The following is a 25,935-nucleotide window of genomic DNA, read 5'->3' as shown; positions in this document are numbered from 1 at the left end:
CGCTAACTCGGCTTCCCCTCCGAGGCGTTCATCGCGGCAGGCGGGAATGCCCGTACGTCACCACGCGTTCTTCTCTACGAACACGAGGAGGAGCGGTAATCGTGCTGGATCCGCAGGATTTGTACGAATGGGAGCCGAAGGGCCTCGCGGTCGTCGACATGGCGCTCGCGCAGGAGTCGGCGGGCCTGGTCATGCTGTACCACTTCGACGGATACATCGACGCGGGTGAGACCGGCGAGCAGATCGTCGACAACCTGATCGAGACGCTTCCCCACCAGGTCGTGGCCCGCTTCGACCACGACAGACTCGTGGACTACCGGGCCCGACGCCCACTGCTGACCTTCCGGCGCGATCGCTGGAGCGGCTACGAGACCCCGACGCTCGACGTCCGGCTCGTCCAGGACGCCACGGGCGCACCGTTCCTGCTGCTGTCGGGACCCGAGCCCGATGTGGAGTGGGAGCGCTTCGCCGCCGCCGTCGCACAGATCGTCGAGCGGCTCGGAGTGCGCCTCTCGGTCAACGTGCACGGCATCCCGATGGGGGTCCCGCACACCCGCCCCGTCGGCCTCACCCCGCACGGCAACCGCACGGACCTCATGCCGGGCCACCGCAGCCCCTTCGACGAGGCGCAGGTGCCGGGCAGCGCGGAATCGCTGATCGAGTACCGCCTGATGGAGTCCGGCCACGATGTCCTGGGCGTTGCCGCGCATGTGCCGCACTATGTCGCCCGTTCCTCGTACCCGGACGCGGCGCTGACCGCCCTGGAGGCGATCACGGCCGCGACGGGCCTGGTCCTGCCGGGCGTTGCGCACTCGCTGCGTACCGAGGCGCATCGCACGCAGACCGAGATAGAGCGGCAGATCGGCGAGGGCGACGAAGAGTTGGTGGCGCTGGTGCAGGGACTTGAGCACCAGTACGACGCCGTGGCGGGCGCCGCGACCAGGGGCAGTCTGGTCGCCGAACCGGTGGACCTGCCGTCCGCCGACGAGATCGGCCTCGAATTCGAACGCTTTCTCGCGGAGCGGGAGGGTGACGCGTAGAGCGCTCGCGTAGGCTGCGGATCATGCTGAAGGTGGGCCTGACCGGCGGAATCGGAGCCGGCAAGAGCGAAGTCTCCCGTCTGCTCGTCTCGTACGGAGCGGTACTGATTGACGCCGACAAGATCGCTCGCGAGGTCGTCGAGCCCGGAACCCCCGGGCTGGCCGCTGTCGTCGATGCCTTCGGCTCCGAGATTCTGGCCGCCGACGGCACCTTGGACCGGCCGAGGCTCGGCTCGATCGTCTTCGCCGATGCCGACCGCCTGGCGGCGCTCAATGCGATCGTCCATCCGCTGGTCGGAGCGCGCTCGATGGAGCTGGAGGGCACGGCGGGGCCGGACGCGGTCGTGATCCATGACGTGCCGCTGCTCACCGAGAACAGTCTGGCGGCGCTGTACGACCTGGTGGTCGTGGTGGACGCATCGCCCGAGACGCAGCTGGACCGGCTCGTACGGCTGCGCGGAATGGTGGAGTCCGAGGCGCGTGCGCGGATGGCCGCGCAGGCCACGCGGGAGCAGCGGCGGGCCGTCGCGGATCTGGTCATCGACAATGACGGGCCGCTGGAACAGCTGGAGCCGCAGGTACGGAAGGTCTGGGCGGAGCTGACCCGGCGGGCCGCCGCGGAGTCCGGCTCCCGTTAGGCATCCGCCCCTGGTGGGGTCGTGCCGCTGGGTGTCCTGCCGGCTTCGGGGAGCAGCGCGCACACCGAGTCGGCGGTGCGGTCGCCCTGCCGAGCTGTCGGTTTGTCCTCTGTTCGGAATACGGCTGCCGGACCCGGTGTTGGAACCGTCCAGCTAGGGGAAGGATGTGACCGTGCCCAAGAGCAACCCGGATACGCACGTCATCGACTACCGAGCGGCCGAGCATCTGCTGGCCGCGAGGGATCCGCGTGGGGCCGTGAAACTGCTGGACTCGGTCATCGCGGCGCACCCGGAGAACACCGCGGCGCGGCTGCTGAGGGCCCGTGCCTTCTTCGCGGCGGCACAACTGCGCCCGGCCGAGCTCGAGTTCGAGCTGGTCCTGGAGCGCGAGCCGGACAATGCCTTCGCGCACTTCGCCCTTGCCCGCACCTTCGAGCGGGCCGGTCGCCCGGAACAGGCGAAGCGTCACTTCCGCCTGGCGGCGGCACTGGACCCGAAGCCCGAGTATCTGAAGGCCGCGCGCTTCGACGCGGAGGCCTGAGGGAAGCGCGACCGGGCCCGAGGAAGCGCGACCAGGCCTGACGGAGGCCCGAGTCTGGCGGAGGCCCGAGTCTGGCGGCGGACCGCATCCGCCGGCCTCGGACTGTTCCGGGCCGGCGTCCACATCTACTGACCGGGCCTGGGCCGACGGGCGCCGTGGTCCGGTTCGTACGGCGGTATGTCGGGACCCGGCTGGTAGTGCGGGCCCTGGTGGATATGACGCAGAACCATGGCCAGATCGACCGTGACGATCAGCATCAGCGCTCCGCAGGCTGCCGCCCAGCCGGGGCGTCCGGCCAGGGTGAAGGCCGCTGTGCCCGCGGCGGCCCAGATCAGGCCCCATACAGTCAGCCAGAACCTCAACCGCAGGGGACTGCGTGCAGTTATCGGTTCACTCCCAGTGCGCATGACATTCGCATCTCCTACTCCAGGATGCACCAGTATCCGGTCCGTGTTCGGTCCGTTCCGGTCCCATTTTCCGAGTCCGACGTCGATGAGCCGGGAAGTGGACAGGCAGCCCATGGCAGAGCACGGCAGTCCGCGGCAGTCCGCGGGCCAGGATCCGCGGATGCCCGGGGGAGGAGTCAGTGATGACAAACGTGTGGGTGGAGCTGCCGGCCGCGGACGGCCTGGCCGAGGCACTGCTGGATCTGGCGGTGCCGCACGAGGACATCAATGAACTCCTCGCCCTGCGGGACCCGATGACGGCGGACCCCGGTCTGCGCCGGCTCCTGGAGTCGGGCGTGCGGGAGCTGGTCCAGGACATGGGGAAGATCGGCGGTGGCGGGGAACTGCCGCGGCTGCCCGAGGAGTCGGGGGCGGTCGGCCGCTGGCTCCCGGTGTACGTCTTCCTCGCCGCGCTCCCGTACGTACGGGCGTACCACCGGGAGCAGTCCGTCCCGGACGACGTTTCCCGCCGTACGCTCGCCGACCTCGGGCGCAATGTCGTCGTTCACCGACTTCGGCGCGGCACGGGCGGGCTGTTGATACCGGGCTGGATCGGGCTGCACTTCCGGGGCGAGATCTACCAGTTGGGGCGACTGCAGTTCCAGCGTTCCCGGCTCGGTGGCCGGACCGGTGAGGCCGTGCGGGCGGCGGGGCTGCCGTTCGGGCCCGGCGACCTCGCACTGAATGTGCACATCCCGGATTTCCTCGGGCCGCTCACGCCCGAGGCATGCGACCGATCCCTTGCGAGAGCCCGGGAGTTCTTCGCCCGCCACTTCCCCGAAGAGCCGTACGGCCTCGCCACATGCCACTCCTGGCTGCTCGACCCGCAGCTTGCCGAGTATCTGCCGAACGACTCCAACATCGTCCGCTTCCAGGGCCGTTTCCGGACCGCGTACAAGGAGAAGGAGGCTGACGACGGCGCGCCGCTCGCGTTCGTGTTCGGCGACCCGGAGCGGCCGCTGGACTCGCTGCCGCGCCGAACCGGCGTGGAGCGCGCCGTCGGCGACCATCTGCGAGCGGGCCGGCACTGGTACGGCGGGCACGGCTGGTTCGCGATATGAGCCGGCCCAAAGCGCAGCCGGACAAGCGAAGTTGAAGATCCTGAAGTGGTGCCCCGGAGAGCGATGAGAACTGCGCACCCTCCCGGTCTACCTCTGTGAAAGCGCTGAGGAACGCATACCGGAGGAGACCACAATGTCCGCAACGAGCGCCGTCACCACCACGAACGTCACGGCCGCCACCGCCCCCGGAACGACGCTGAGCCGCCGTTCGCACCTCGCGGTACGCACGCTCCAGATCGTGCTCGCGGTGTTCATGGCGATCCCGAGCGCCGGGCCCAAGCTTGTCGCCCACTCCTCCGCGACGGAGGCTTTCGACAAGATCGGCTTCGGCGACTGGTTCATGTATCTGACGGGCGGTCTGGAGCTGGCCGGCGCGATCGCGCTCGTGATCCCGGTCCTCTCCGGACTTTCGGCGCTCGCCTTCATGGGCCTGATGATCGGCGCCTTCATCACGCAGATGACCGTGTTCAACGGCCAGTACGCGATCACGCCCGTCATCCTCTTCGTCATCTTCGGCGGGATCGCCTGGGTGCGGCGCAATCACACGGCCGAGCTGGTCGCCCTCGTGCGCAAGCGCCTCTAGAAGTCGCTCCTGGCGGTTGGCGTCCGGCCGTCCGGCCGGCCCGCTCCCGGCAAGGAAGGGCCGCACCCGCAGCGGGGTGCGGCCTTCCTGCTGAGGCGGGGCTGAGGGGGGCGGTACGGGCTCGACCAAGGGGGTATACCGGGCATACCGTAGTAATTGACATCCGGCTCGGACGGTAGGGGGTGCCCTGATGGTCGAGGAGCTGGTGGCTGCGGGCGCGGCGGCCGCGTCCGCCTGTGTGCTGTACGTGATAGCGGGCGCGAGGGTGGTCAAGCAGTACGAGCGGGGCGTCGTCTTCCGCCTGGGCCGGCTGCGCAACGAGGTCCGGGCCCCGGGCTTCACCATGATCGTCCCCTTCATCGACCGGCTGCGTAAGGTCAATATGCAGATCGTGACGATGCCGGTGCCCGCGCAGGACGGCATCACGCGGGACAACGTGACGGTCAGGGTCGACGCCGTGATCTATTTCAAGGTCGTGGACGCCCCCGATGCCGTCGTTCAGGTGGAGGACTACCGTTTCGCGGTCTCGCAGATGGCGCAGACATCACTGCGGTCGATCATCGGCAAGAGCGATCTGGACGATCTGCTCTCGAACCGCGAAAAGCTCAATCAGGGGCTGGAGTTGATGATCGACAGTCCGGCGATCGGCTGGGGTGTGCAGATCGACCGGGTCGAGATCAAGGACGTGTCCCTGCCCGAGGCCATGAAGCGCTCGATGGCGCGCCAGGCCGAGGCGGACCGGGAGCGCCGGGCCCGGGTCATCAACGCCGACGCCGAGCTCCAGGCATCCAAAAAGCTGGCGGAGGCCGCCAAGGAGATGTCCCAGCAGCCGGCCGCCCTTCAGCTGAGGCTGCTGCAGACCGTCGTCGCCGTCGCGGCCGAGAAGAACTCCACCCTGGTGCTGCCGTTCCCGGTGGAGCTGCTGCGCTTCCTGGAACGGGCCCAGCAGCCCGCGCAGTCCCCGTCCGAGGAGCAGCAGGCCCTGCAGTCGCATCCCGCACAGCCGGAGTCGCGGTCCGAGTCACCGCCGGTGGAGAACCCGCCGGTGGAGTCGTCGCCGGTCCAGCCGGTGCCGCCGCTGCCGCCCGCGGTGCCTCCCGCCGCCTGAACGCCGCCGCGCAAGTCTCAGGCAAAGGCCAGCCGTATCGTCCGCGCTGCCCGGGTGAGAGCACGGACCCGGCCGGGTAGGAGACGTCCCGGCGCCCTGACGAGGGGCGGCTGTCCCGGCCGAAGGAGTCTGACCTGTGACGCATGGTGAACCGGTGTGCACGACTCGGCAGGGTGTGGTCCGCGGCCGTCTCACCGGCTCGGGGGTGTCGGCCTTCCTGGGCATTCCGTATGCCGCGGCGCCCCGGTTCGCCCCGCCGGTCGGGCTCGAGTCGTGGCAGGGCGTACGAGAGGCGTCGGCGTGCGGTCCGACCGTGCCCAAAGCCCCGTACGTACCGCCCTTCGACGCACTCATCCCCGAGGACTCGATCCCCGGAGGTGACGGTCGGCACGGTGAGGACGGCGAGGACCGTGGGCACGGCAGGGACTTCCTCAATCTGAACGTCTGGACGCCTTCGCCGGGGCCGGGCAGTCGGCTGCCGGTGCTGGTGTGGCTGCACGGCGGTGCGTTCGCGAACGGCTCAGGGTCGGCGTCGGCCTACAACGGCAGTGCGTTCGCGCGCGACGGTGTGGTGTGCGTGACGCTCAACTACCGCCTGGGCGCGGAGGGTTTCCTGCATCTGGACGGCGTACCGGACAACCGCGGGCTGCTCGATCAGATCGCCGCACTGGAGTGGGTACGGGACAACATCGGCGCCTTCGGCGGCGATCCGGACCGGGTGACCGTGTTCGGTGAGTCGGCGGGGGCGATGAGCATCGGCGTACTGCTGACGATGGACCGGTCGCAGGGCCTGTTCCGCCGGGCGATCCTGCAGAGCGGCGCCGCTCACCATTTCCTGCGACCGGAGTCCGCCCGGCTGATCACGGCCAGGCTGGCGGAGAAGCTCGCCGTCACCCACGCCACTCGCGAGGCTTTCGCCGCCGTACCCCTGCCCGAACTCCTCCGTGCGCAGGCGGAGCTGAGGGCCGAGATCGGCGCGCGTCCCGACCCGGCGCTGTGGGGTGAGGCGGCGCTGAACATGATGCCCTTCGAGCCGGTGACCGACGGCCTGCGACTGCCGGCGCCGGAGTGCGGTGTCGAGCTGCTCGTGGGCAGCAACCGGGAGGAGTACCGGCTGTTCCTGGTACCGACCGAGCGACTCGACGTGCTGTCCGAGCGGAAGCTGCGGGCGACGGCGGCGGCCTACGGCCTCGATCCGGACAAGGCCCTTCCGGTCTACCGCGAGGGAAGGCCGGAAGCGGTGCCCGGAGAGATCTTCGACGCCGTGGCGACGGACTGGTTCTACCGGATCCCGGCGATCCGGCTGGCCGAGGCGGTGCCCGGCTCGTACATGTACGAGTTCGCCCGCCGCTCGCCGCGCTTCGACGGCAGGCTGGGGGCGTGCCACGGCTCCGAGCTGGCGTTCGTCTTCGACAACCTCCACGATCCGGCGTACGCGCCCATGATCGGTGACGGGCCGCAGCAGGAGGTCGCGGACGCCATGCACGGAGCGTGGGTGGCGTTCGCGACGACGGGGGACCCGGGCTGGGCTCCGTACGACGCCGGCGGATCGCGCACGACGATGGTCTTCGACGAGGTATCGGGGCCGGTGACGGACCCGCGGGGGCAGGAGCGGGCACTCTGGGACGGGGTGCGCTGAGGGTTGTCCGCGGGGCGTCGGCGAGGCGTCCCGCTCGACTGCCGGAGCCCGTTGTCAGACCCCACCCGTAAGGTCGTAGATCCAGTACTTCGGTACGTGATCGGCAGAGGGAGGTGACCCGATGACGTCCGACATGCGGGAGCTGCTGCACACCTGCGCGGCGGTCTTCGTGCCGGCCGCACTGCCGCGCGAGGGGCGGGTCGCCTTCTGGGACCCGGGCGGCGACCGGCTCCGGGACGCGAGCGGCGAGCTCACGGTCGTGCGCCGGCACGGCACCGGCGTCCGCAGCCGCACCGTCCCCGCCACGCTGCTGCCGGTCGCGGAGGCCGTACCGCTGCTGACCCGGGCCCGCCGGAATCCGGCCGCCCACCCCGCCGCCGCCTGCTGGGGCGCGGCCGCGCTGCACGCCGTCCATCTGGTGGCGCGCGGCAGGCTGCTGCCCGGCCTGACCACGACCGACCATGACGCATGGCGGGCGGGCCCGCTGGACGCAGACGACATCGCCCAGCTGCGGGCGATCGCCGCCGCCATGCCGTACGAGGCGCATGCCGTCCCCGTAGGTGATGTGCGGCCGATGCGGCTGCCGGATCCCGAGGCGCTGGTCCGGTCGTTCTTCGACGCGGTGGCCGACACCCTGCCACGTACGCCCGCGGCCCCGTATGCCGCGGGAGCGCCGTTCGCGGCCCTTCCCGCACAGCATCTGCCCGCCGCGCGGGAGTGGGCGGCGGAGGCCGCGGCGGGCATGGACGCGGGTGTGCGCGTCTCGCTGCGCCTCGACCTGTCCGCCCTGGAGCTCTTCGACATCGCCGAGGAGGACGGCGCGGAGCGCAATGCCGGCGCCGCCCTCGTCCAGGTGCACAGCCTCGCCGACCCGACGCTCGTCATCGACGCGGCCCGGCTGTGGGCGGGGGACGGCGACGAGGACTTCGGACCGCGCGCCAGGATCGACGCGGTGCTGGCGCTGCGCCGCGCGGCCCGGGTCTGGCCGCCCCTCGCCCGGCTGCTGGAACGGGACGTGCCCGATGTGCTCCCGCTGACCGAGAACGAGCTGTACGAGCTGCTGGGGCCGGGCGCGGCGCGCCTGGCCGCGGCCGGGGTCGCCGTGCACTGGCCGAAGGAGCTGGCGCGTACGCTCTCGGCCGCCGCGGTCGTACGCTCCGCGCCCGGCTCGGCGACGGACGGCACACCGTTCTTCGACAGCGAGGAACTGCTCAAATTCAACTGGCAGTTGGCGCTGGACGGCGATCCGCTGACCGAGCGGGAGATGGACGCGCTGGCCGAGTCGCACCGCCCGATCGTGCGGCTGCGCGACCAGTGGGTGGTCGTCGACCCGGATCTCGTACGGAAGGCGCGCAAACGGGAGTTGGGGCTGCTCGAGCCGGTCGACGCGCTGGCCGTGGCGCTGACCGGCACGGCCGAGGTGGACGGCGAGACGGTGGAGGCGGTCCCGACCGGCGCGCTGGCGGCACTGCGCGACCGGCTCACCGCTGCCTCCGCACCTGTCGCGCCCCCGGCGGGCCTCGCCGCCACACTCCGCGACTACCAGCTACGGGGCCTGGCCTGGCTGGACCTGATGACCTCACTCGGACTCGGGGGCTGCCTCGCGGACGACATGGGCCTCGGCAAGACGGTCACGGTGATCGCCCTCCACCTCCACCGTGCCCGCACGGCCCCGACGCTGGTCGTCTGCCCCGCCTCGCTGCTCGGCAACTGGCAGCGGGAGATCACCCGCTTCGCGCCCGGCGTACCGGTGCGCCGCTTCCACGGCGCCGACCGGACACTTCCCGAGCCCGACGGCGGCTTCGTCCTCACCACGTACGGCACGATGCGGACGAGTGCGGACCGGCTGGCCGCGCACACCTGGGGGATGGTCGTCGCCGACGAGGCGCAGCACGTCAAGAACCCGTTCTCGGCGACCGCCAAAGCCCTGCGCACCATCCCGACCCCGGCCCGCGTCGCCCTCACCGGCACCCCCGTCGAGAACAACCTCTCCGAGCTGTGGGCGCTGCTGGACTGGACGACTCCCGGACTGCTCGGCCCGCTGAAGGCCTTCCGCTCCCGGCACGCGCGCCTCGTCGAGAACGGTGAGGACGACGACGCGGTCGAGCGGCTGTCCCGGCTCGTCCGCCCCTTTCTCCTGCGGCGCAAGAAGTCCGATCCGGGCATCGTGCCCGAGCTTCCGCCGAAGACGGAGTCCGACCATCCCGTCGCGCTCACCCGCGAGCAGGCGTCCCTCTACGAAGCGGTCGTACGGGAGACGATGGCGGCGATCGAAGACGCGGAGGGCATCGCGCGCCGCGGTCTGGTGATGAAGCTGCTCACCGGGCTGAAGCAGATCTGCAACCATCCCGCGCAGTATCTGAAGGAGCACAGCCTGACGGAGCACGGCGCCGCGCCGGGCGCCGGCACCGTCCGGCTGGCGGGCCGCTCCGGCAAGCTGGCCCTCCTCGACGAACTGGTGGAGACGATCCTCTCCGAGGACGGCTCGGTCCTGATCTTCACCCAGTACGTCTCCATGGCGCGCATCCTCTCGGCGCACCTCACGGCCCTGGCGATCCCTTCCCAGCTCCTGCACGGCGGCACCCCCGTGGCCGAGCGGGAGCGCATGGTGGACCGCTTCCAGTCCGGCGAGACCCCGGTCTTCATCCTCTCCCTCAAAGCCGCCGGCACCGGTCTGAATCTGACCCGGGCCGGCCATGTCATCCACTTCGACCGCTGGTGGAACCCTGCCGTGGAGGAGCAGGCCACGGACCGGGCGTACCGCATCGGCCAGACACAGCCGGTACAGGTCCACCGACTGATCGCGGAGGGCACGGTGGAGGACCGCATCGCCGAAATGCTGGCGTCCAAGCGCGCGTTGGCGGACGCGGTCCTCGGCTCCGGAGAGGCGGCCCTGACCGAACTGACCGACCGTGAGCTGGCCGATCTCGTCTCCCTGCGGAGGCCCTCATGACGCCGCGCTCGCAACCCGCCGGTCCCCGCCACGACGACCGCCGCCGTACGTTCCCCGCCCTGGAGCCGCTCACCGGCGAGGAGTTCGCGTCCAGTTGGTGGGGCAACACCTGGGTGGAGGCGCTGGAGGAATCGGCCCTGGACCGGGCCCGCCTCCTCCGGGGCCGTGCCTACGCGGGTCGCGGCCATGTCGACGCGATCACGGTCACGCCGGGCCGGGTCGTGGCGTACGTCCACGGCACCAGACCTCGCCCGTACCGTACGGAGATCCGCCTGCGCACCCTCTCCGACGACGACTGGGACGACTTCCTGGCAGCGGCGGCCGCCCGCCCCGACCACATCGCGGCCCTGCTCGACAAGGATGTGCCGCACGCGCTGGCGACCGTGGCGGGCCTCCTGCCCACACCGGGCGACCTGATCCCCGACTGCTCCTGCCCGGACGACGGATATCCCTGCAAGCACGCGGCGGCGCTCTCCTACCAGACGGCCCGGCTGCTGGACGAGGACCCGTTCGTGCTGTTCCTGATGCGCGGCATGGGCGAACGCGAAATCCTCGCCTCCCTCGCCCATCGCAACGCGGCCCGCTCGGCCGCCGAGCGCACCACCGCGGCCGCCGCCACCGCCGTACCGACGGTCCCGGCCCACGAGGCTCTCGCCCCTCGCTCGCTCCCCCTCCTTCCGCCGCCGTTCCCGGCTCCGGCTCACCCGGGCCGCCCGCCGTCCTACCCCCACTCGCCCGGCGGGCCCGACCCTCTTGCCCTGGATCTCCTCGCCACCGAGGCCGCCGCCCGCGCCCACACCCTTCTCACCACCGGCACGGACCCCACCGCGGAGCTGACGGAATGGCAGGACGCGGTCCGCCTTGCCGCCGCCCACCCGGGCTCGGGCCTGACCGCCTCCACCCGCGCCCTCTACCGCGATCTCGCAGCCGCCACCGATCACACCCCCACCGACCTGGCCCGCGCGGTGGCGGCCTGGCGCCAGGGAGGGCGCGAAGCCCTCGCCGTACTCGAAGAACCCTGGGACCCGCCCGCCGGGCCGTTCGACCGCGCCCGCCCGGCCCTGATCGCCGCCGACTTCCCGCACTTCCGGCCCTGGCGCAACCACCTCTCCACCAGCACGCTGCAGCTCCGCTTCGGCCGCAACGGCCTCTGGTACGGCTATGAATCGGACGCGGACCGCGAGGACTGGTGGCCCCGCGGTACTCCGGACACCGATCCGGTCGGCGCGCTCGCCGCCCTGCTCGGCAGATGACGGTCCGAGCGACCGGGCTGCCTGCCTCAGGACCACGGATATGCCGTCGGCTCGCCGGCAAGTCGGCCGCTTCCAGACGCTGACGGGCCTGGCCCAGTGATGCGGCGCTCATCTCGATCCGAAATTAGTGCGTATATCAACCGTTATGTCCTGCGACCTCTGATCGACATGACCATGTGCGCGACGCGTGTGTGCACCCGGACGGCGGATCAGTGCAGGGCTCTCTTCCAGCTCCCACCGGCGCCCACGGCGCCGCGCTCCGCCGTCGGCCCGTCGAGGACGTCCTGGCCGATTGGTGCACCCCGTGGGACTGGTGACCCACGGCTACTCGCGAGTGAACTGGTCACCAACGCCGTGGCCCACGGCGACGGCCGGGTCGGCCTCGCGCTCTTCTTCACGGCGGCAACGGACGGCAGCCCCCGCGCCGTCCTCCGGATGGAAGTCGCCGACACTCCCCCGAGCCCACCCGCCAGGGAGGACTCGGGGGAGACGGCGAGCACGGCCACGGGGTCCTGCTCGTGGATGCGCTCTCCGACCAGTGGGGTCAGGATCTTCTCGCGGAGGGAAAGCGCGTTTTGGTGCGAGTTCGCTCTGGCTGGGGGCCCCGACGGGTGCGCCCCGAGTTCTGAAGGAGACCGCGAGGTCGCAACCAGAAAGTCACGATCATGGCGGATTTGCCCCACGCGCCGGAAGGTGACCGCGCCATGTCCGTCCATGCTCACCGCGAGGCGCTGCGCGTACTCGTGCTGTGCGGCTCGTTTCGGACCGGCTCAATGAACTCCCGGCTGGCGGCGCTGGTCGCCACGCTCGTGCACCGCAACGGCGCCACGGCCGAACTCGCCCACCTCCGTGACTTCGACACGCCCTCGTACGACGGAGATGTCGAGGCGGCCCAGGGGCTGCCCGAGGGCGCCTCCGCACTGCGCGACCGCATCCAGGAGGTCCATGCGGTCATCATCGCCTCCCCCGAGTACAACGCCTCGGTACCGGGCGTGGTGAAGAACGCCATAGACTGGGTGTCACGGTTCCGGCCCCAGCCGTTCAAGGACAAACAGGCGCTGCTCGTGTCAGCTTCCCCGTCCATGCTGGGCGGCAACCGAGGTCTGTGGTCGCTGCGCGTTCCGCTGGAACACCTCGGCGCCCGCGTCTACCCCGACATGTTCAGTCTCGCGCAGGCCCACCAGGCCTTCGCCGAAGACGGCGAACTGGTCGACGGCGTACTGCAGGAGCGGCTGACGGCGACAGTCGGCTCCTTCCTCGACCTCGTCGAAGCGGACACTCTCTACCCCTGCCTGCAGCGGCGCTGGTACGAGTTCCTGGGCGACTGTACGAGTGCTCCCGTGACACAACGCGCCGAGTAGTTGCCGATGTCCGACCGAAGGGTCCGTAGATGACGACCGACTTCCCCGGCGGAGCGGAGTTGACCCATCTGCTGGTGGTCAGCGACCTCGCCCGGTCCCGCGACTTCTACCGCGACGTCGTGGGCGCCGATCTCGTCCGCGAGTACGGTGGAACCAGCGCCGTCCTGCGCCTCTGCGGGACCTGGTTGCTGCTGGTCACTGGCGGCGGACCCACAGAAGACAAGCCCACCGTGACATTCACCCCGCCCCCGGACGCCGACCGGGTGAGCCATGAGATGACTTTCCGCGTGGTTGACTGCCGCGCGGCCTACGCCACGCTGCGCGCCCGGGGCGCGCAATTCTTGACCCCGCCCGTGGAGCACGATGCGGAGGTCCGCTGCTTCTTCCGCGATCCCGACGGCCATATGCTCGAACTGAGCGAAGGGCGCTGACACTTCACGGTCTGCTCCCGGCCGACCGCTGGAAGCCGGAGCATGGCATCACCGGGCCGCCGCTCATGCCATCACGCACGCTCGTGTCCCCGGCCGGGATTTCCGGCTGGGGCGCACCGTCACGCCTCCTGGCACGCTTCGCATGGAGGTCAGCGCCCGCGACCGCGGTGCCCCGGCGTCGCCGGGGCACCGCGGGTCACAGGCCCTCCGCCCACCTGACCAGCGTGGCGAAGTCCTCCTCCCGCAGCCCCCGCCGCGGATGGATCCGCAACAGCAGCGCGGGTGCGTCGTGGTGGGCCGCGACGTGTGCCGTGTCCAGGTCCGTGATCATGTCGTCGACCCAGGCGAACGGGCGGCCCGCCGCCCACTCCAGCAGCGGCCGGGTCTTCCAGTACAGCCCGTCCGGGTCCTTCGTGAAGAGTTCCGGCCACTCGATCACCGGGAGGTCGGCGGGCAGGCCGATGCCCGGGGCAATCATGGTGTTGGCCTCGTGCATCCAGGTGGTCGCCCAGGCCAGTTCGAAGGGGAGCCCCGTCAGCCGCGGCCCGTGGGCCGGGTTGAGATGGATGCGTAGGCCCCGGCGGTGGCGGCGGGAGCCCGGGGGCTGGTGGGACAGCCAGTACGAGGGGTGCAGGCGGTGCGTCGCGTAGCCGCGCAGGCGCGGCAGACGCGCCGCGTAAGGGTTGAGGGGGCCGTCGACGTCGAGGAGGAGCAGCGGGCGGTCCGTCATGGGAAAGGACTGCCCGTTGCGCCGGCCGCACAAGCCGATTCTCCAGGGCGGGCCATGGCCGCTTCCGTGCCGTCGACGGCGCGCGCGACCGAGCCCGGGGCGCTGTCAGAAGTCGGCGAGCGTCGGCTCGTCCAGCCTGGCCACGGAATCCTGCGCGTACGCCTCGATGTACGCCTGTCTGATCCGCTCGATCAGCGGACCGCGGGTGTGGGCCTCGCCTGCCGGGTACAGCAGGATCAGCTCGTACGAACGCTCCTTCTCGATGGTGCCGTTGGAGTCCCGCCACTGCCCGCGGCCGTCCTGGACCGTCAGCCCGGACGGGAAGTTCGGCGTCACAATCCGGTCGACGAAGGCCATGAACTGCGCGTCGGTCACATCCGGCCCGCCGTCCGGCCGCTCGGTACCGAAGAACAGCCGCGTCTCGATGTACGCGGCACCGCGCGCCGCGGCGTAGGAGCCCGACGCGGCCGTGGGCGCCTTCGCCTGTTCGCCGTCGAGCGCGCCGGTGGCGGCGGGCGCACCCACCGCCAGTACGGCGACGGTGGTACCGGCGACGGCGAGGAGAGTGCGCTGCTTCACAGTGGGCACGGGGATCGGGCCTTTCCTTCGGGGACCGCGGGGCGGCCGCGGCGTGCGTTGCGACGTGGCAAGCAGGCCACGAAACCGTGCGTCGGTAACCCGGATTCGGTCGGCAACCACCCACATGAGCCGCAGGGCGTCGTATCCCGGCCGGGAAAGAAGTTCGATAAGACGCACACTCGATGGAGTGAAAGGCGTATTTTTCCATAACTCGAATGGCCTCATCGGTGTTGGTTCGGGAGCGGGCGAGTGCCCGCGAATTTCTCCTGAAGGCAGGGAACCCATGAGGCAGGTTCACCGAAAGGGTCTGGTCACCGTGATGCTCACGGGTGGCGCGCTCGCTATGGCGGGGCACGCGCACGCAGACTCGAACGCGGACGGCGGTGCGGCCCACTCGCCCGGACTGCTGGCCGGCAACACGGTGCAGCTTCCGGTGAACGTCCCGGTCAACGTGTGCGGCAACACCGTCAACGTCGTGGGACTGCTCAACCCGTCGGCAGGCAACGACTGCGCCAACACCTCGCACGGAGCGCAGCTGAGGCCGGGCGCACACACGGCAGGCGGCGGTGCCGGCGCCGGAGGCAGCAAAAAGGATTCACCCGGAATTCTCTCCGGCAACGGCGTTCAGGTCCCGGTCGACCTGCCGGTCAATGTCACCGGGAACTCCGTGAACGTCGTCGGCATCGGCAATTCCGCCGTCGGCAATTCCTCGTCCAACACCTCCGGCAAGCCGCCCGTGCGGCCGAGGCCCGCCACGCCGCCGAAGGCCGCGGCGCCGCACAGGCCGGCGCCCCGCGCAGCGACGCCCGGGCCCTCCGCCGCACTGGCGCACACCGGTTCCGGACAGGTCGCCTTCGCCGTGCCCGCGAGCGCCGCGCTGCTGCTCGGCGGCATCGTCCTCCACCGCCGTACCCGGCCCGCCCGGGAGCGCGGCGGCGCGGCCTGGAAGCACTCGGCCCAGGAGCACTTCACCCAGCAGCGCTCCGCCTAGGCGCGCCAGGACGCCAGTACCGCATCGATCACCGACGCCACCCCGGCCCGCGCTTCATGGCGGGCGACTCCGGCCATCAGCAGGGTGTCGTACTCCGTGTCGAGATGCCGTACGGAAGCCCGCACCGCGGCCGTGACCGCTCCCTCCTCCAGGGAACGGCCCGCCGCGGTGCGGCCGACCCGGCCGCTGCCGCGCACCGAGGCGTGCGCGGCCACCTCACGGGCACGCGCGGGCGGACAGCCCGGGAACAGCCGCAGGATCTCCGCGGCGAACGACGCGGTGAAACGTACATCCTCGGCCCCGCGGCGGACCGCGTCGCGCTCGCGGCGACGGGCCCGCGCGTCGGCGTCCGCAAGACACGACAACTCCGCCCTGGCCAGCGCCGCCTCCTCGACCAGCAGCCCCTGGCGTTCGTACCGCCTGCGGCGGCGATTGAAGCGGATCACCACCGCGCACAGCGAACTCGCCTCGCGGGCCCGCCGGGTGAGAGCCGTGGAGCCCCGCGGCAGATACACCAGATGGGCGAGGTCCGCACAGTCCAGACAGACCGGCGCGTTGAACTCGAGAAGATGCAGCGGAAGAGGGCCCTGACGGCACTCCGCGCAGTGCCGGCGCTTCAGTGGTTCGATCACCACCAGGTCCATGTCCGCAGCGTACTCACCAGGTACGCTCCGCTGCCATGACGCTGCGCTGTGCCGTACTCGACGACTATCAGGATGTCGCGCTGTCCATGGCGGACTGGTCGGCCCTCGCTCGGGACGTCGAAGTGCGTTCGCTGCAAAGCCACTTCACGTCCGAGCAAGAGGTGGCGGAAGCCGTCGGCGACTGCGAGATCCTCGTCGCGATGCGCGAACGCACCCCCTTCTCCGCATCTCTCATCGCCCGCCTGCCGCGCCTCGAACTGCTCATCACCTCCGGTATGCGCAACGCCTCCATCGACCTCGAAGCCGCAGCCCGCCACGGTGTCACCGTCTGCGGCACCGCCAGCAGCTCCGAACCGCCCGCCGAGCTGACCTGGGCGCTCATCCTGGGACTCGCGCGGCATGTGGTCCAGGAGGGCTCGGCCCTGCGGCAGAACGGACCCTGGCAGAGCACGATCGGCGCCGATCTGCACGGACGCCGGCTCGCGCTGCTGGGCCTCGGCAAGATCGGCGCGAAAGTGGCCCGCGTCGGCCAGGCCTTCGGCATGGACGTCATGGCGTGGAGTCAGAACCTCACCGACGAGCGGGCCGCCGAGATCGGCGTCGCGCGAGCCCGCACGCTGGGGGAGTTGCTCGAGGCCGGTGACTTCGTCTCCGTACATCTGCAGCTCAGCGACCGCACCCGCGGACTGATCGGCGCGAGCGAGCTCAAGCGCATGCGGCGTACGGCCTACCTGGTCAACACCTCGCGGGCGGCGATCGTCGATCAGGCGGCGCTGGTGCGGGCGCTGCACGACGGCCGGATCGCCGGCGCGGGCTCCGACGTCTTCGAGACCGAGCCGCTGCCGGCCGGCGACCCGCTGCGGTCCGCGCCGAACTTCCTCGGCCTGCCGCACCTCGGCTACGTCACCCGGCGCAATTACGAGGGCTATTTCCAGGAAGCTGTCGAGGACATCGCCGGCTATCTCGAGGGCCGTCCACTGCGCACTCTCAGCGCACGCCCGGCGCCGCCGCCCCGATGAACTCGGACAGCGTCTCGCGGGCCTGCTCCGAACGCTGCGAACGGTCCGCCTCGTCCGGTGCCTCATGCATGCAGTTCGTGACCTCGAAGGCGTACGCGGCCAGCTCCAGCGCCGCCGCGTCGTCGCAGACCAACTGGACACGGATCAGCGCCTGATGGGCGGAGGAACGCAGCCGGTACGAGTCGATACGCGCCTCCTCGGCCACCGCGCTGCCCGGCCTCTCCTTCGCCCGGTGCCAGCGGTCGTTCTGACCGCGCCGGTAGTCGACGAGCGCCCCCGCGAAGGCGCTGTACGCGGCGATCCGCTCCTGGCGGAGCTGTTCGGCACGGGTGAGAGCAGCGGCGCGCTCGGCGGTCTGGCGCTGGAAGTAGTGAGTGGCCACTGAGCCCAGCAGAGTGCCTATGACCGCAATGACGGCTGTCTCCATGGTCCTACTCCCCGAGGGATCTGAAAAATCGTTCGAGCGTGGGTGACAGGCGTTGCTAACTTGATCGACGTGGCGAAACTCAATCAGATCATCGCAGTGGAGAAAGGCGTCAAGTCCAAGGCGCACCAGGACCTGACGGCGGCCCATCACGGGCTGCAGAAGCCTGCGCTGCTGGCCGGCATCTCGCGTACGTACCAGCCCAAGGACGAGGAGGGTGAGCAGCTGCCGCCCGAGTCCACGCGGGTCCAGGTCAAGGCCGAGGACGTGCTGCGCGAGACCGCGAAGACGCTGACCCGGCTGTTCGACGTCACCGCCACCAAGGACTGGGCCAACTGCGCCGCGCGCGCCGATGTGACGGTGGACGGACGCGTCCTGGTCAGCGAGGTGCCGGTGGCGTATCTCCTCTTCCTCGAGAAGCAGTTGACGGACATCAACACCTTTGTGCGCAAGCTGCCTGTGCTGGACGCTTCGGAATCGTGGACGCAGGACCCGTCGACCGACGCCTGGAAGACCGAGTCGGTACGGACTCTGCGTACGAAGAAGGTCCCGCGCAACCATGTGAAGGCCGAGGCGACCGAAAAGCACCCCGCGCAGGTCGAGGTGTACTACGAGGACATTCCGGTGGGTTACTGGACGACCGTGAAGTTCTCCGGTGCGCTGCCGGCCCGGCGGGTGAATGAACTGCTGGAGCGGGTGGAGAAGCTCCAGCAGGCCGTGAAGTTCGCCCGCGAGGAAGCGAACGGCGCGGATGTCACCGACCAGCGGGTGGGTGACGCCGTTTTCGGCTATCTGTTCGGGTAGCCTCAATGACTCCCCGTCCGCCTGTGTGCGGACGGGGTGCGCGAGGAGCGCAAGCTGAAACTGAAGCTTGTCGTGACTGAGCGGTTCCAGTGGAGGTTCGATTCCTCCCCGCGGCATTTTCCGTACGTACGGGCCGCGGTAGCCCAATTCGGCAGAGGCAGACCGCGATCAATCTCAGACTATTGCTCCAGACTCAGCATTCGCCGCCGATCGCCGGATCGACCGGGCCCGGGCCCTGGTGCGTCGAGATGCCGGTTCAAGTCCGGCCCGCGTAGCTCGATACGCGGTGGTCCAAAGGCAGGACGCGGCGACATAACGACTGACCCGGGTTCTCAAGTGTGCCGGCGTGCGACATGGGTGGCATCACAGGGCTCGGGGGCCGGCTACGCCCCCGGGCCCGCTCCCTTTCCCGGTCCCTTTTCCGGGACCCCATTTCCTGTCCCTGTTTCCGGCTCCCGTTCCGGGCGCCTGTCCGGTCCCGGTCGCGACGCCGCTGGGGGACCGAAGGAGACTCCCCGACCCGCGAAGAAGCGGGCGAAGTCGGCCAGCGGGAGGTCGGCCGCTCGCGTCCGAGGCGTCGTCCCGGACGGATTGTGGAAATGCACGCGGTCCTCCGTGCGAGCGGTGAGCAGCACCAGATGGCCGCCTCTGCCGGGCGCCGGGCGGTCCGGGTTGCGGATCTCGTAGTGCACCGACGCCATCACCGTCCGGCCCTCGTCGAGGAGCGCGAGGATCTCCTGCGGCGCCAGCCGGCGGTGGACGGTGGCGGTGAGCCCGTGTGCTTCCCGCGCGTACGAGGCGAGCGGCGCGTAGATCAGGCCGCGGATGACACCGTCGGAGTCCTCGGTGTAGGCGCCGTACTTCAGCGCTCCGTCGCGCAGTTCGAAGAGCGAGGGGGATCCCGGACCGAGCGCCATCCGTAGACAGGTCATACCGCACAGATGGCCGCACCAGCGCCCGTACTCCTCCCGGGTCATCGCGCCCGAGGACTCCCAGGCCGGGTCGGTGGCCGGGTCCAGGCCGCCGTACACGATCTGCTCGATCAGCTCCGGGGAGGCGAACTGGGTGTGGACGGGGACGGAGCAGGTGGAGCAGCAGGTCACGGGAGGTATCCACTCAGGAAGCGGCTGATCGCGGTGTCGGGAGCGTCAGCGTACGCGCCCGATCCGGCGCCCATCGGATACCTTGGGGCAGTTTTGGCGACAGTGCGGGCGGGTGTTCGCGAGGGAACGCCGGAGCCGCGCGGAGGAGTTGGAGGGTTCCATGGGGTTCAGAGGATTGCTGCCGCGGAACAGACGGCAGGGTCGTGCCCGCACCGCGATGGTCCTGGTCGGCTGTCTGGCGGCGCTCGCCACCGTGCCGTCCGCCGCGAACGCCACCCCCGGCAGCGGCGTCTCGGCCACCGTGCTCGCGCAGGGCGTGTCCCAGGGGACCTTGAAGCTGAAGGCCAAGGGCCGCACCGATGTGGTCGTACGGACGATCACCGTGGCGCCGGGCGGGTACACCGGCTGGCACACCCACGCGGGACAGCTCCTCGCCGTCGTCAAGTCCGGGACGCTCACGCGGACTCTCGACGACTGCTCCGTCGAGGTGAGCCCGGCCGGGACGGCTTTCATCGAGCCGTCCGGCAAGAACCACCGGCACATCGGGCGCAACCTCGGCAGCGAGCCGGTCGTGCTGTACGTGACGTATCTGCTGCCCGCGGGCAGCCCGCTGTCGGACGACGCGGACGCTCCGCCCTGCGCCGGTAAATCCGGTAACTAGCGGGGTGGCCGGGCCGGCGGGTGGCTCCGGCGTGCCGCGCCGACACCCGGCAGGGCGATGATGAACGCGTGCGACTCGAAGCGATCACCTGGGAGCGGCTGGCCGAGGCCCTCGTCGACCGGGTCATGGAGACCGAGGCCGAGGACGGCAGTCCTTGGCTGCGCGTCGGCATCGACGGGGCTGCCGCCTCCCCGGCCGGTGCGCTCGCGGAGCGGGTCGCCGAGGCTCTGCGGCTGCGCGGGCGGGGCGTGCTCGTGGTCGGGACGGGCGGGTTTCTGCGGCCCGCCTCGCTGCGGTACGAGTACGGGCGCGAGGATCCGGACACGTACTACAGCGGCTGGTTCGACACCGGGGCCCTGTGGCGGGAGGTCTTCGGGCCGCTGGAGGCGGGTGGCAGCGGGCGGGTGCTGCCCGATCTGTGGGATCCGGCGACCGATCGGGCGACCCGCAGCCCGCATGTCGAACTTCCGCCCGGCGGCGTGCTGTTGCTGCACGGGCCGTTCCTTCTCGGGCACTGGTTCCCCTTCGATCTCTCCGTGCATCTGCGGCTGTCGTCCGCTGCGCTGCGACGGCGTACGGAGGAGAGCGGGCGCTGGACACTGCCCGCGTTCGAGCGGTACGAGGACGAGGTGGGCCCGGGAGAGGCCGCCGATGTGCTCGTACGGGCCGACGATGCGAACCGTCCGGCGTGGGGCGGACTCGGCTGACGCACTACGGCCGGCCGCCGATCACCGTCACCGCCTCCGCGCCGGCACGGCAGCCCTGCGCGGCGGCCTCGCGGGCCTCGGCCCCCGCCAGCCGGGCGGCGAGGAAGGCGCCGGTGAAGGCGTCGCCGGCGCCCGTGGAGTCCACCGCCTCGGCGGGGACCGGCGGGACGCGGGCCGTGACCCTGCCGGACTCCGCGACCACCGCTCCCTCGGCACCGAGGGTGACGACGGTGAGTGGGACTCGGCGGCTCAGTACGGCGGCGGCGACGGCCGGGTCGGCGAGGCCGGTGAGCAGGCGGGCCTCGTCGGCGTTCGGGATGAGGACGTCCGCGCCGTCGACCGCTGCAAGCATGCGGTCCACGCCGAGTTCGGCGATGAAGCCCGCCGAGGCGGGGTCCACGCTCACGGGGACGCCCCGGGCCCGCGCCGACTCAAGGGCAAGCAGAGCGAGTTGGCGACTGGTGTCGGCGAAGAGCAGATAGCCCGAGAGATGCAGATGGCCGACGCCGTCCAGCAGCGACGGCGACCAGTCGGTGGGGGATATCCGCAGCACCGCGCCGCTGTCGGTGAGGAACGTCCGCTCGGCGGTGCCGTCGACGAGGGCGATGACGGTGGCGGTCGGGGCCTCCTGGTCCGGGATGAGGAGAGGACGGACGCCCGCGTCCCGCAGCCGCTTCTCGTGCCAGCCCGCTTCGCCGTCGCCGACCCGCCCCAGCAGCCGGACGTCCGTGCAGCCCCAACGCGCTGCCCAGCACGCCGCGTTGGCGCCTGCACCGCCTGGCAGGATACGGATCCGGGCCGCCGTGTCCGTCCCCCGGGCCAGCGGGGAGCGGTGGCGGGCCACCACATCCGTGACGACATCCCCGAGGACGAGCAGCGCCCCTTTCGTCACAGCGCGCCCCCGGCCGTCGCGCCCCCGGCCGTCGTGTCCCCGGCCGTCGTCTTCGCGGTCAGGGCCTCCTCGGGCCCTGCCTCCTCGGTCACAGGGCCGCCGCGATCCGCGCCGCCAGCCGCACATTGCCGCGCACCGCAGCCAGGTTGGCCTCCACCGAAGCCCCCTCGGTCTGCCGCATCAGATGGTCGAGGAGGAACGGGGTCACGGCCTGGCCGCTGATGCCCCGCTCCCGGCATTCGTCCAGCGCCTCGCCGAGCACCCGGTCGTGCAGCGCCGGATCCAGCTGCTCCCCCTCCGCCACCGGATTGGCGACGATCAGCGCCGACTCGGGGCCGCCGAGAGCCTCTTTCGCCCGGATCACTTCCGACACCTCTTCCGGTGTACGGACCGTCCAGTCGACGGGCTCGCCGGACGAGGTCAGATAGAAGCCGGGGAAGCGGTCGGTGCCGTATCCGAGGATGCCGACGCCCAGCGTCTCCAGCCGCTGCAGCGTCGCCGGCACATCCAGGATCGACTTCACGCCCGCGCACACCACCGCGATCCGCGTCTGCGCCAGCAGCCGCAGGTCCGCCGATTCGTCCTGTGTCTCGGTCCACTCGCGATGTACACCGCCGAGCCCGCCGGTCGCGAAGACCCGGATACCGGCCCGCGCCGCCAGGAACGCCGTCGCCGACACGGTTGTCGCCCCGCTGGCCCCGGCCGCCAGCGCGGGCGCGAGATCCCGATGCCCGAACTTTCGTACGTCGTCGTCCTGTGCGATCCGCTCCAACTGAACCTTGTTCAGTCCGATATGGGCCCGGCCGTCCAGTACGGCGACGGTGGCCGGAACGGCGCCCCCGAGCCGTACGAGCTCCTCCAGCTCCTCGGCGACGGCCAGATTGCGCGGACGGGGCAGTCCGTGCGCGATGATCGTCGACTCCAGTGCGACGACGGGGCGGCGCGTGGCGAGCGCTTCCCGCACTTCCTCGGACAGCACGAGTTCATGTGATGGCATGTCACCATCTCTGACACAGCGGCGGGTTGCGCAAACGTCAGCCGCACATCGGCGGTTTCGGCAGCCGGTCCGTCCGTACCACCCGGATCACCGAGCGCGAACCCGCCGCCTTCGCATCGGCCTCGCTGCGGGCGACGCCGGCGCACTGCCTCTGGCCTGGGCGTCGCCGTACTGCGGGGTAATGCAGGGGGTACGCCGCCGAGCGGGGGCCGAGGGCGTGCGCGGTCTCCGGCGTACGCCAGGTGACCAACTCGCCGCCGGTGCGCACCCGGTCGATTCCGTTGGCCGCGGCCGACCCGGTCACTCTCGCGACAGGCCCCAGCTGCCCGAGGCCGCCGAGATGTCCGAGCCGTCCGAGGCCGCCGAGCGGAAGTCGCGCAGCTTCGCGGGCGGCGCGGGCAGCGGCGCCGCGGCGCGCGCATCGTCGCGAGCGACACCGCCCACACGGGTGGCCGCGCCGGACGCCTCGGCCTCGTGCCCGGCGAGCGGCCCGGTCTCGGCTGCGGCTGCCCAAAGCCTCCTCAGCGGCCCCCGTCGGCCGCCGGAACCGGCCGGCTGAGCGCTCTGCGCACCGCGAGCGCCGCCAGGGGCAGCAGCAGGCAGGCGCCGACCAGGTTCAGCCAGCCGTAACTCGCCCGCGCGACGATCAGGCCGGCGGCCGCGCCGCCGATGCCCGCCGTTGTGCTCATGGCCAGATCGGACAGGCCCTGCACGGCGGCGCGGGCGGGCTGCGGCACGGAGTCCGTGAGCAGCGTCGACCCGGACACCACGCCCGCCGACCATCCCAGACCGAGCAGAAAGAGACCGGCTGCGGTCTGCCCGTGGCTCGCTCCCGCCGTACCGGCCAGCAGCGCGGCCGCGCAGAGGAGTCCAACGGCCAACCCGATCACCGCAAGCCTGCCGATACGGTCGGCCAGCCAGCCCGTCAGCGGCGAAAAGGCGTACATGCCCGCGATATGGCCGCTGATCACCAGGCCGATCAGCTGGATCCCCGCGCCGTGGTGGCTGAGGGCGACCGGAGTCATCGACATGATCGACACCATCGCGGTGTGCGATACGGCGACGGTGACCAGCGCGAGCCGGGCCATAGGAGACTCGCGCACGGCCCGCATCCCGGCCCGCAGCGAGCGTCCTTCGCGCGAGCGGTCGGCCGGGGACAGGGCGCGGGCGGTCAGCAGCGGATCGGGGCGCAGCAGGACGAAGACCATTACGGCGGAGACGAGGAACACCCCGGCAGCCCAGACGAACGGGCCCGCGGCGGCCGGAATGCCGATCCCGGAGACGCTGCGCCCCGCGGGGGCCGCGATATTGGGGCCGAGCACCGCACCGATCGTGGTCGCCCAGACGACATTGGAGATGGCACGGCCGCGCCGCTCGGGCTCGGCCAGATCTGCGGCCGCGAAACGCGCCTGCAGATTCGCCGACGAACCGGCGCCGAACGCGGCCATGCCCAGAAGCAGCAGCGGAAAGTTCTCGATGACCGCGCCCAGTACGACCACACCCGCCCCCAACGCCCCGATCACATAGGCGAGGACAAGCCCGGGCCGCCGTCCACGGGCCGTCATCAGCGCGGCCAGCGGCATGGACAGCAGCGCGGTCCCGGCCACGGTGGCGGTCGGGGCGAGCCCGGACAGCGCCTCGGTCCCGCTCACCTGCTGCGCCAGTACGGCGGCCAGCGCGATACCGGTCGCGACGCCGAGCCCGCCGAGGATCTGGCTGGCGATGAGTACGGCGGTGATACGCCTGCGCAGCGCGGGCAGGTCGTCAGCCGAAACGGGGGCGAGAGCCGCGGCCTTGTCGATCGAGGTCACCGCGCGTACGCCGTTCCACCGCCGGCCGCGAGGGCGGCCGCGATCCTGATGTGGGCGGCGCGCCGTTCCGCGTCGGGCACCGGAGGCAGCACTTCCTCCCACAGTGGGAGGAGCGACCCGCGCAGCTGTGTCATCCCGGCGGGCCGGGCAATCAGCCAGAAGTGCAGATGGGCGGATCCGTCGCCCCAGCGGTTGATGTGCACCCGTGCGATGCCGCCGAGGGACAGCACCGCGCGCTCGGCACGCTGGAGGAGCGGACCGAGCTCCGCCGCACGCTCCACCGGCAGGTCGGTGAAGTCGTGGTGGCCGCGCGGCCGCAGCATGACGACCGCCGGCAGCCGGTCCTGGTCCCCGACCGGGTCCAGCCGCCAGTGATCGTCCGCCCAGAGAGACTCCTCCACCCCGGAGGCGCAGGCACGGCACTCCCCGGGCCCGCCCTCGCCGCTGCGCGGAGGCTCGGGCAGCACCGGAGCCGTGAGCGCCTTGACCCGCAGCTCCCCCGTGAACGGGAACGTCTCCCAGGTGGTGAGGGAGAGGTCCCCGAGCGGCAGCGGCTCGCCGATCGGCAGCCGGGCGACGTACCCTCCGGGCTCGGAAGTGTCGGCCGCGTCAGGGACGACGGATATGCCAGGTGCGTCTGGGCTGGTAGTCACTGACGCAGTGTGCCAGCCGGTACGCGCGTGCGAAACCGTGTCCGGGGTTTGCGGTCCGAGGAGCCGCCGGAGCTGTCCGAGCGGCCCCTGACCGGCGCAAGGGACTTTGGGGGCAGCGGCCGGAGGTCCGCCGGGCCGGGCGTCGGCGTGCGGTCTCGGGGCGGGAAGGTGGAGCCGCAATCGGGCACGGCGTTCAGAACAGCGGCTCGGGCAGCACCCCCTCCAGCGCCAGCAGCTTCCGCTTGGTCTCCAGGCCGCCACCGAAGCCGCCGAGCCCGCCGTCCGTCTCCACCACCCGGTGGCAGGGGACCACCACCGGCAGTGGATTGGACCCCATCGCCGCACCCACAGCCTGCGCCGCACCCGGCTGCCCCACGCGCGCGGCCAGATCGCCGTACCCGACGACCGTCCCGTACGGCACGCCGTCCGCCAGCTCCAGCAGTACCTGACGGTTGAACCCGCCGGACAGCGTCCAGTCCAGCGCCAGGCGGAACTCGCGCAGCCCGCCCGCGAAATACGCCGACAGCTGACGTATCGGCTCGGCCAGCAGTCCTGTCGCGTCCTCGGCCGGCTCGGCGCCCAGCCGCCCGGCCAGCCGCCCGAGCGCCTTGTCCCGCACGGCCGCGTCGGCATGGAAAACCACGCTCACCAGACCCTCGTCGGTCGCGGCGAGCAGCAGCGGCCCGATGTCCGTGCGCACGACGGTCCACTCGAAGCTCTTCATGCCGACCACCGTACGACCGGGCACTGACAACGCGGGATCGGCCTGGCCCGGCCCACCGCCACGCTCGCGTCGGATCATGGGACGGTCGGGGGGTGGCAGCAGTCGGCCAACGACGAACAGGCGAAGTGTGGACACAACGTGA

General features: G+C 71.2%; 29 protein-coding genes. 16 read left to right on the top strand and 13 right to left on the bottom strand.

The features are described 5' to 3' along the window. Nucleotides 1-101: 101 nt before the first annotated feature. From ACWDZ6_RS19650 to ACWDZ6_RS19640, 3 genes are all read left to right on the top strand, one after another. Entirely contained in the window at nt 102-1,040 is a 939-nt protein-coding gene (locus ACWDZ6_RS19650) for a PAC2 family protein (RefSeq protein WP_366734528.1), read from the top strand. Nucleotides 1,041-1,063: 23 nt separating this feature from the next. After that, nucleotides 1,064-1,678, top strand: coding sequence for a dephospho-CoA kinase (gene coaE / locus ACWDZ6_RS19645; protein ID WP_451503872.1), 615 nt, complete (start codon nt 1,064-1,066; stop codon nt 1,676-1,678). A 172-nt stretch (nt 1,679-1,850) separates the two neighbouring features. Next, nucleotides 1,851-2,219: a tetratricopeptide repeat protein gene (locus ACWDZ6_RS19640; protein WP_326649229.1), complete on the top strand. Its 369-nt coding sequence runs from the start codon at nt 1,851-1,853 to the stop codon at nt 2,217-2,219. A 125-nt stretch (nt 2,220-2,344) separates the two neighbouring features. Here ACWDZ6_RS19640 and ACWDZ6_RS19635 read toward each other — a convergent pair whose 3' ends face one another. Next, nucleotides 2,345-2,626, bottom strand: a complete 282-nt coding sequence (locus ACWDZ6_RS19635; protein ID WP_451503871.1) for a DUF6343 family protein — start codon at nt 2,624-2,626, stop codon at nt 2,345-2,347. Between the two features lie 182 nt (nt 2,627-2,808). Between ACWDZ6_RS19635 and ACWDZ6_RS19630 the strand changes: the two genes are divergently transcribed. From ACWDZ6_RS19630 to ACWDZ6_RS19595, 8 genes are all read left to right on the top strand, one after another. Further along, the gene (locus ACWDZ6_RS19630) at nt 2,809-3,726 is read left to right on the top strand and encodes an acyltransferase domain-containing protein (RefSeq protein WP_451503870.1); all 918 of its coding nucleotides are present in this window, start codon (nt 2,809-2,811) and stop codon (nt 3,724-3,726) included. A gap of 133 nt (nt 3,727-3,859) precedes the next feature. Beyond that, the gene (locus ACWDZ6_RS19625; protein ID WP_451503869.1) at nt 3,860-4,309 is read left to right on the top strand and encodes a DoxX family protein; all 450 of its coding nucleotides are present in this window, start codon (nt 3,860-3,862) and stop codon (nt 4,307-4,309) included. Nucleotides 4,310-4,499: 190 nt separating this feature from the next. Next, nucleotides 4,500-5,417: a slipin family protein gene (locus ACWDZ6_RS19620; protein ID WP_451503868.1), complete on the top strand. Its 918-nt coding sequence runs from the start codon at nt 4,500-4,502 to the stop codon at nt 5,415-5,417. 136 nt (nt 5,418-5,553) lie between these two features. Beyond that, on the top strand, nt 5,554-7,056 hold the full coding sequence (locus tag ACWDZ6_RS19615; protein WP_451503867.1) for a carboxylesterase/lipase family protein: 1,503 nt from the start codon (nt 5,554-5,556) through the stop codon (nt 7,054-7,056). A 121-nt stretch (nt 7,057-7,177) separates the two neighbouring features. Further along, complete coding sequence (locus ACWDZ6_RS19610; RefSeq protein ID WP_451503866.1) at nt 7,178-10,009, top strand: DEAD/DEAH box helicase; 2,832 nt, start codon at nt 7,178-7,180, stop codon at nt 10,007-10,009. Next, the gene (locus ACWDZ6_RS19605) at nt 10,006-11,262 is read left to right on the top strand and encodes an SWIM zinc finger family protein (RefSeq protein ID WP_451503865.1); all 1,257 of its coding nucleotides are present in this window, start codon (nt 10,006-10,008) and stop codon (nt 11,260-11,262) included. The genes ACWDZ6_RS19610 and ACWDZ6_RS19605 overlap by 4 nt, the downstream gene beginning before the upstream one ends. A gap of 704 nt (nt 11,263-11,966) precedes the next feature. Next, entirely contained in the window at nt 11,967-12,623 is a 657-nt protein-coding gene (locus tag ACWDZ6_RS19600; RefSeq protein ID WP_389184123.1) for an NADPH-dependent FMN reductase, read from the top strand. Between the two features lie 29 nt (nt 12,624-12,652). Further along, the gene (locus ACWDZ6_RS19595) at nt 12,653-13,054 is read left to right on the top strand and encodes a VOC family protein (protein WP_451503864.1); all 402 of its coding nucleotides are present in this window, start codon (nt 12,653-12,655) and stop codon (nt 13,052-13,054) included. A 196-nt stretch (nt 13,055-13,250) separates the two neighbouring features. Here ACWDZ6_RS19595 and ACWDZ6_RS19590 read toward each other — a convergent pair whose 3' ends face one another. Together ACWDZ6_RS19590 and ACWDZ6_RS19585 are read right to left on the bottom strand one after the other, a co-directional pair. Further along, the gene (locus ACWDZ6_RS19590) at nt 13,251-13,784 is read right to left on the bottom strand and encodes a hypothetical protein (RefSeq protein WP_451503863.1); all 534 of its coding nucleotides are present in this window, start codon (nt 13,782-13,784) and stop codon (nt 13,251-13,253) included. Nucleotides 13,785-13,889: 105 nt separating this feature from the next. After that, nucleotides 13,890-14,378 (bottom strand): DUF3574 domain-containing protein, encoded by a 489-nt coding sequence (locus ACWDZ6_RS19585; RefSeq protein ID WP_451503908.1) that lies wholly within the window; start codon nt 14,376-14,378, stop codon nt 13,890-13,892. 268 nt (nt 14,379-14,646) lie between these two features. On the opposite strand from ACWDZ6_RS19585, the gene ACWDZ6_RS19580 reads away from it, so the two are divergent. Then, on the top strand, nt 14,647-15,354 hold the full coding sequence (locus ACWDZ6_RS19580; protein WP_451503862.1) for a chaplin: 708 nt from the start codon (nt 14,647-14,649) through the stop codon (nt 15,352-15,354). Here the strand turns inward: ACWDZ6_RS19580 and ACWDZ6_RS19575 are convergent. Continuing rightward, complete coding sequence (locus ACWDZ6_RS19575; RefSeq protein ID WP_451503861.1) at nt 15,351-15,998, bottom strand: DUF2293 domain-containing protein; 648 nt, start codon at nt 15,996-15,998, stop codon at nt 15,351-15,353. The two genes, ACWDZ6_RS19580 and ACWDZ6_RS19575, sit on opposite strands and share 4 nt — an antisense overlap. A 35-nt stretch (nt 15,999-16,033) precedes the next feature. On the opposite strand from ACWDZ6_RS19575, the gene ACWDZ6_RS19570 reads away from it, so the two are divergent. Continuing rightward, nucleotides 16,034-17,017: a D-2-hydroxyacid dehydrogenase family protein gene (locus ACWDZ6_RS19570; RefSeq protein WP_451503860.1), complete on the top strand. Its 984-nt coding sequence runs from the start codon at nt 16,034-16,036 to the stop codon at nt 17,015-17,017. On the opposite strand, the gene ACWDZ6_RS19565 is transcribed toward ACWDZ6_RS19570, so the two are convergent. Next, a complete protein-coding gene (locus ACWDZ6_RS19565; RefSeq protein WP_351459373.1) occupies nt 16,986-17,444 on the bottom strand; it encodes a hypothetical protein in 459 nt (152 codons plus the stop codon). The two genes, ACWDZ6_RS19570 and ACWDZ6_RS19565, sit on opposite strands and share 32 nt — an antisense overlap. A 69-nt stretch (nt 17,445-17,513) precedes the next feature. On the opposite strand from ACWDZ6_RS19565, the gene ACWDZ6_RS19560 reads away from it, so the two are divergent. Then, entirely contained in the window at nt 17,514-18,245 is a 732-nt protein-coding gene (locus ACWDZ6_RS19560) for a DUF7873 family protein (protein WP_326649212.1), read from the top strand. 383 nt (nt 18,246-18,628) lie between these two features. Here ACWDZ6_RS19560 and ACWDZ6_RS19555 read toward each other — a convergent pair whose 3' ends face one another. After that, nucleotides 18,629-19,348, bottom strand: coding sequence for a peptidase (locus tag ACWDZ6_RS19555; RefSeq protein ID WP_451503859.1), 720 nt, complete (start codon nt 19,346-19,348; stop codon nt 18,629-18,631). A gap of 160 nt (nt 19,349-19,508) precedes the next feature. Between ACWDZ6_RS19555 and ACWDZ6_RS19550 the strand changes: the two genes are divergently transcribed. After that, the gene (locus ACWDZ6_RS19550; protein ID WP_451503858.1) at nt 19,509-20,009 is read left to right on the top strand and encodes a cupin domain-containing protein; all 501 of its coding nucleotides are present in this window, start codon (nt 19,509-19,511) and stop codon (nt 20,007-20,009) included. A 68-nt stretch (nt 20,010-20,077) separates the two neighbouring features. Continuing rightward, nucleotides 20,078-20,716 carry a uridine kinase gene (locus ACWDZ6_RS19545; RefSeq protein WP_451503857.1) on the top strand — a complete coding sequence of 213 codons (639 nt, stop codon included), beginning with the start codon at nt 20,078-20,080 and terminating at the stop codon, nt 20,714-20,716. Nucleotides 20,717-20,720: 4 nt separating this feature from the next. Here ACWDZ6_RS19545 and ACWDZ6_RS19540 read toward each other — a convergent pair whose 3' ends face one another. From ACWDZ6_RS19540 to ACWDZ6_RS19510, 7 genes are all read right to left on the bottom strand, one after another. After that, on the bottom strand, nt 20,721-21,608 hold the full coding sequence (locus tag ACWDZ6_RS19540; RefSeq protein WP_451503856.1) for a carbohydrate kinase family protein: 888 nt from the start codon (nt 21,606-21,608) through the stop codon (nt 20,721-20,723). A gap of 88 nt (nt 21,609-21,696) precedes the next feature. Then, nucleotides 21,697-22,605, bottom strand: a complete 909-nt coding sequence (locus ACWDZ6_RS19535) for a pseudouridine-5'-phosphate glycosidase (RefSeq protein ID WP_451503855.1) — start codon at nt 22,603-22,605, stop codon at nt 21,697-21,699. Between the two features lie 37 nt (nt 22,606-22,642). Further along, on the bottom strand, nt 22,643-22,909 hold the full coding sequence (locus tag ACWDZ6_RS19530; protein ID WP_451503854.1) for a hypothetical protein: 267 nt from the start codon (nt 22,907-22,909) through the stop codon (nt 22,643-22,645). Next, the gene (locus tag ACWDZ6_RS19525) at nt 22,906-23,049 is read right to left on the bottom strand and encodes a hypothetical protein (protein WP_451503853.1); all 144 of its coding nucleotides are present in this window, start codon (nt 23,047-23,049) and stop codon (nt 22,906-22,908) included. The genes ACWDZ6_RS19530 and ACWDZ6_RS19525 overlap by 4 nt, the downstream gene beginning before the upstream one ends. Nucleotides 23,050-23,126: 77 nt before the next feature. Next, nucleotides 23,127-24,416 carry an MFS transporter gene (locus tag ACWDZ6_RS19520; protein WP_451503852.1) on the bottom strand — a complete coding sequence of 430 codons (1,290 nt, stop codon included), beginning with the start codon at nt 24,414-24,416 and terminating at the stop codon, nt 23,127-23,129. Further along, nucleotides 24,413-25,069 (bottom strand): hypothetical protein, encoded by a 657-nt coding sequence (locus ACWDZ6_RS19515; RefSeq protein ID WP_451503851.1) that lies wholly within the window; start codon nt 25,067-25,069, stop codon nt 24,413-24,415. The genes ACWDZ6_RS19520 and ACWDZ6_RS19515 overlap by 4 nt, the downstream gene beginning before the upstream one ends. Before the next feature lie 193 nt (nt 25,070-25,262). After that, complete coding sequence (locus ACWDZ6_RS19510) at nt 25,263-25,793, bottom strand: methylated-DNA--[protein]-cysteine S-methyltransferase (protein ID WP_451503850.1); 531 nt, start codon at nt 25,791-25,793, stop codon at nt 25,263-25,265. Nucleotides 25,794-25,935 lie beyond the last annotated feature (142 nt).

The organism is Streptomyces sp. NPDC002926 (assembly GCF_053591755.1).
The sequence above is the reverse complement of the archived record's forward strand: the minus strand, read 5'-3'. Positions and strand labels throughout refer to the sequence as shown.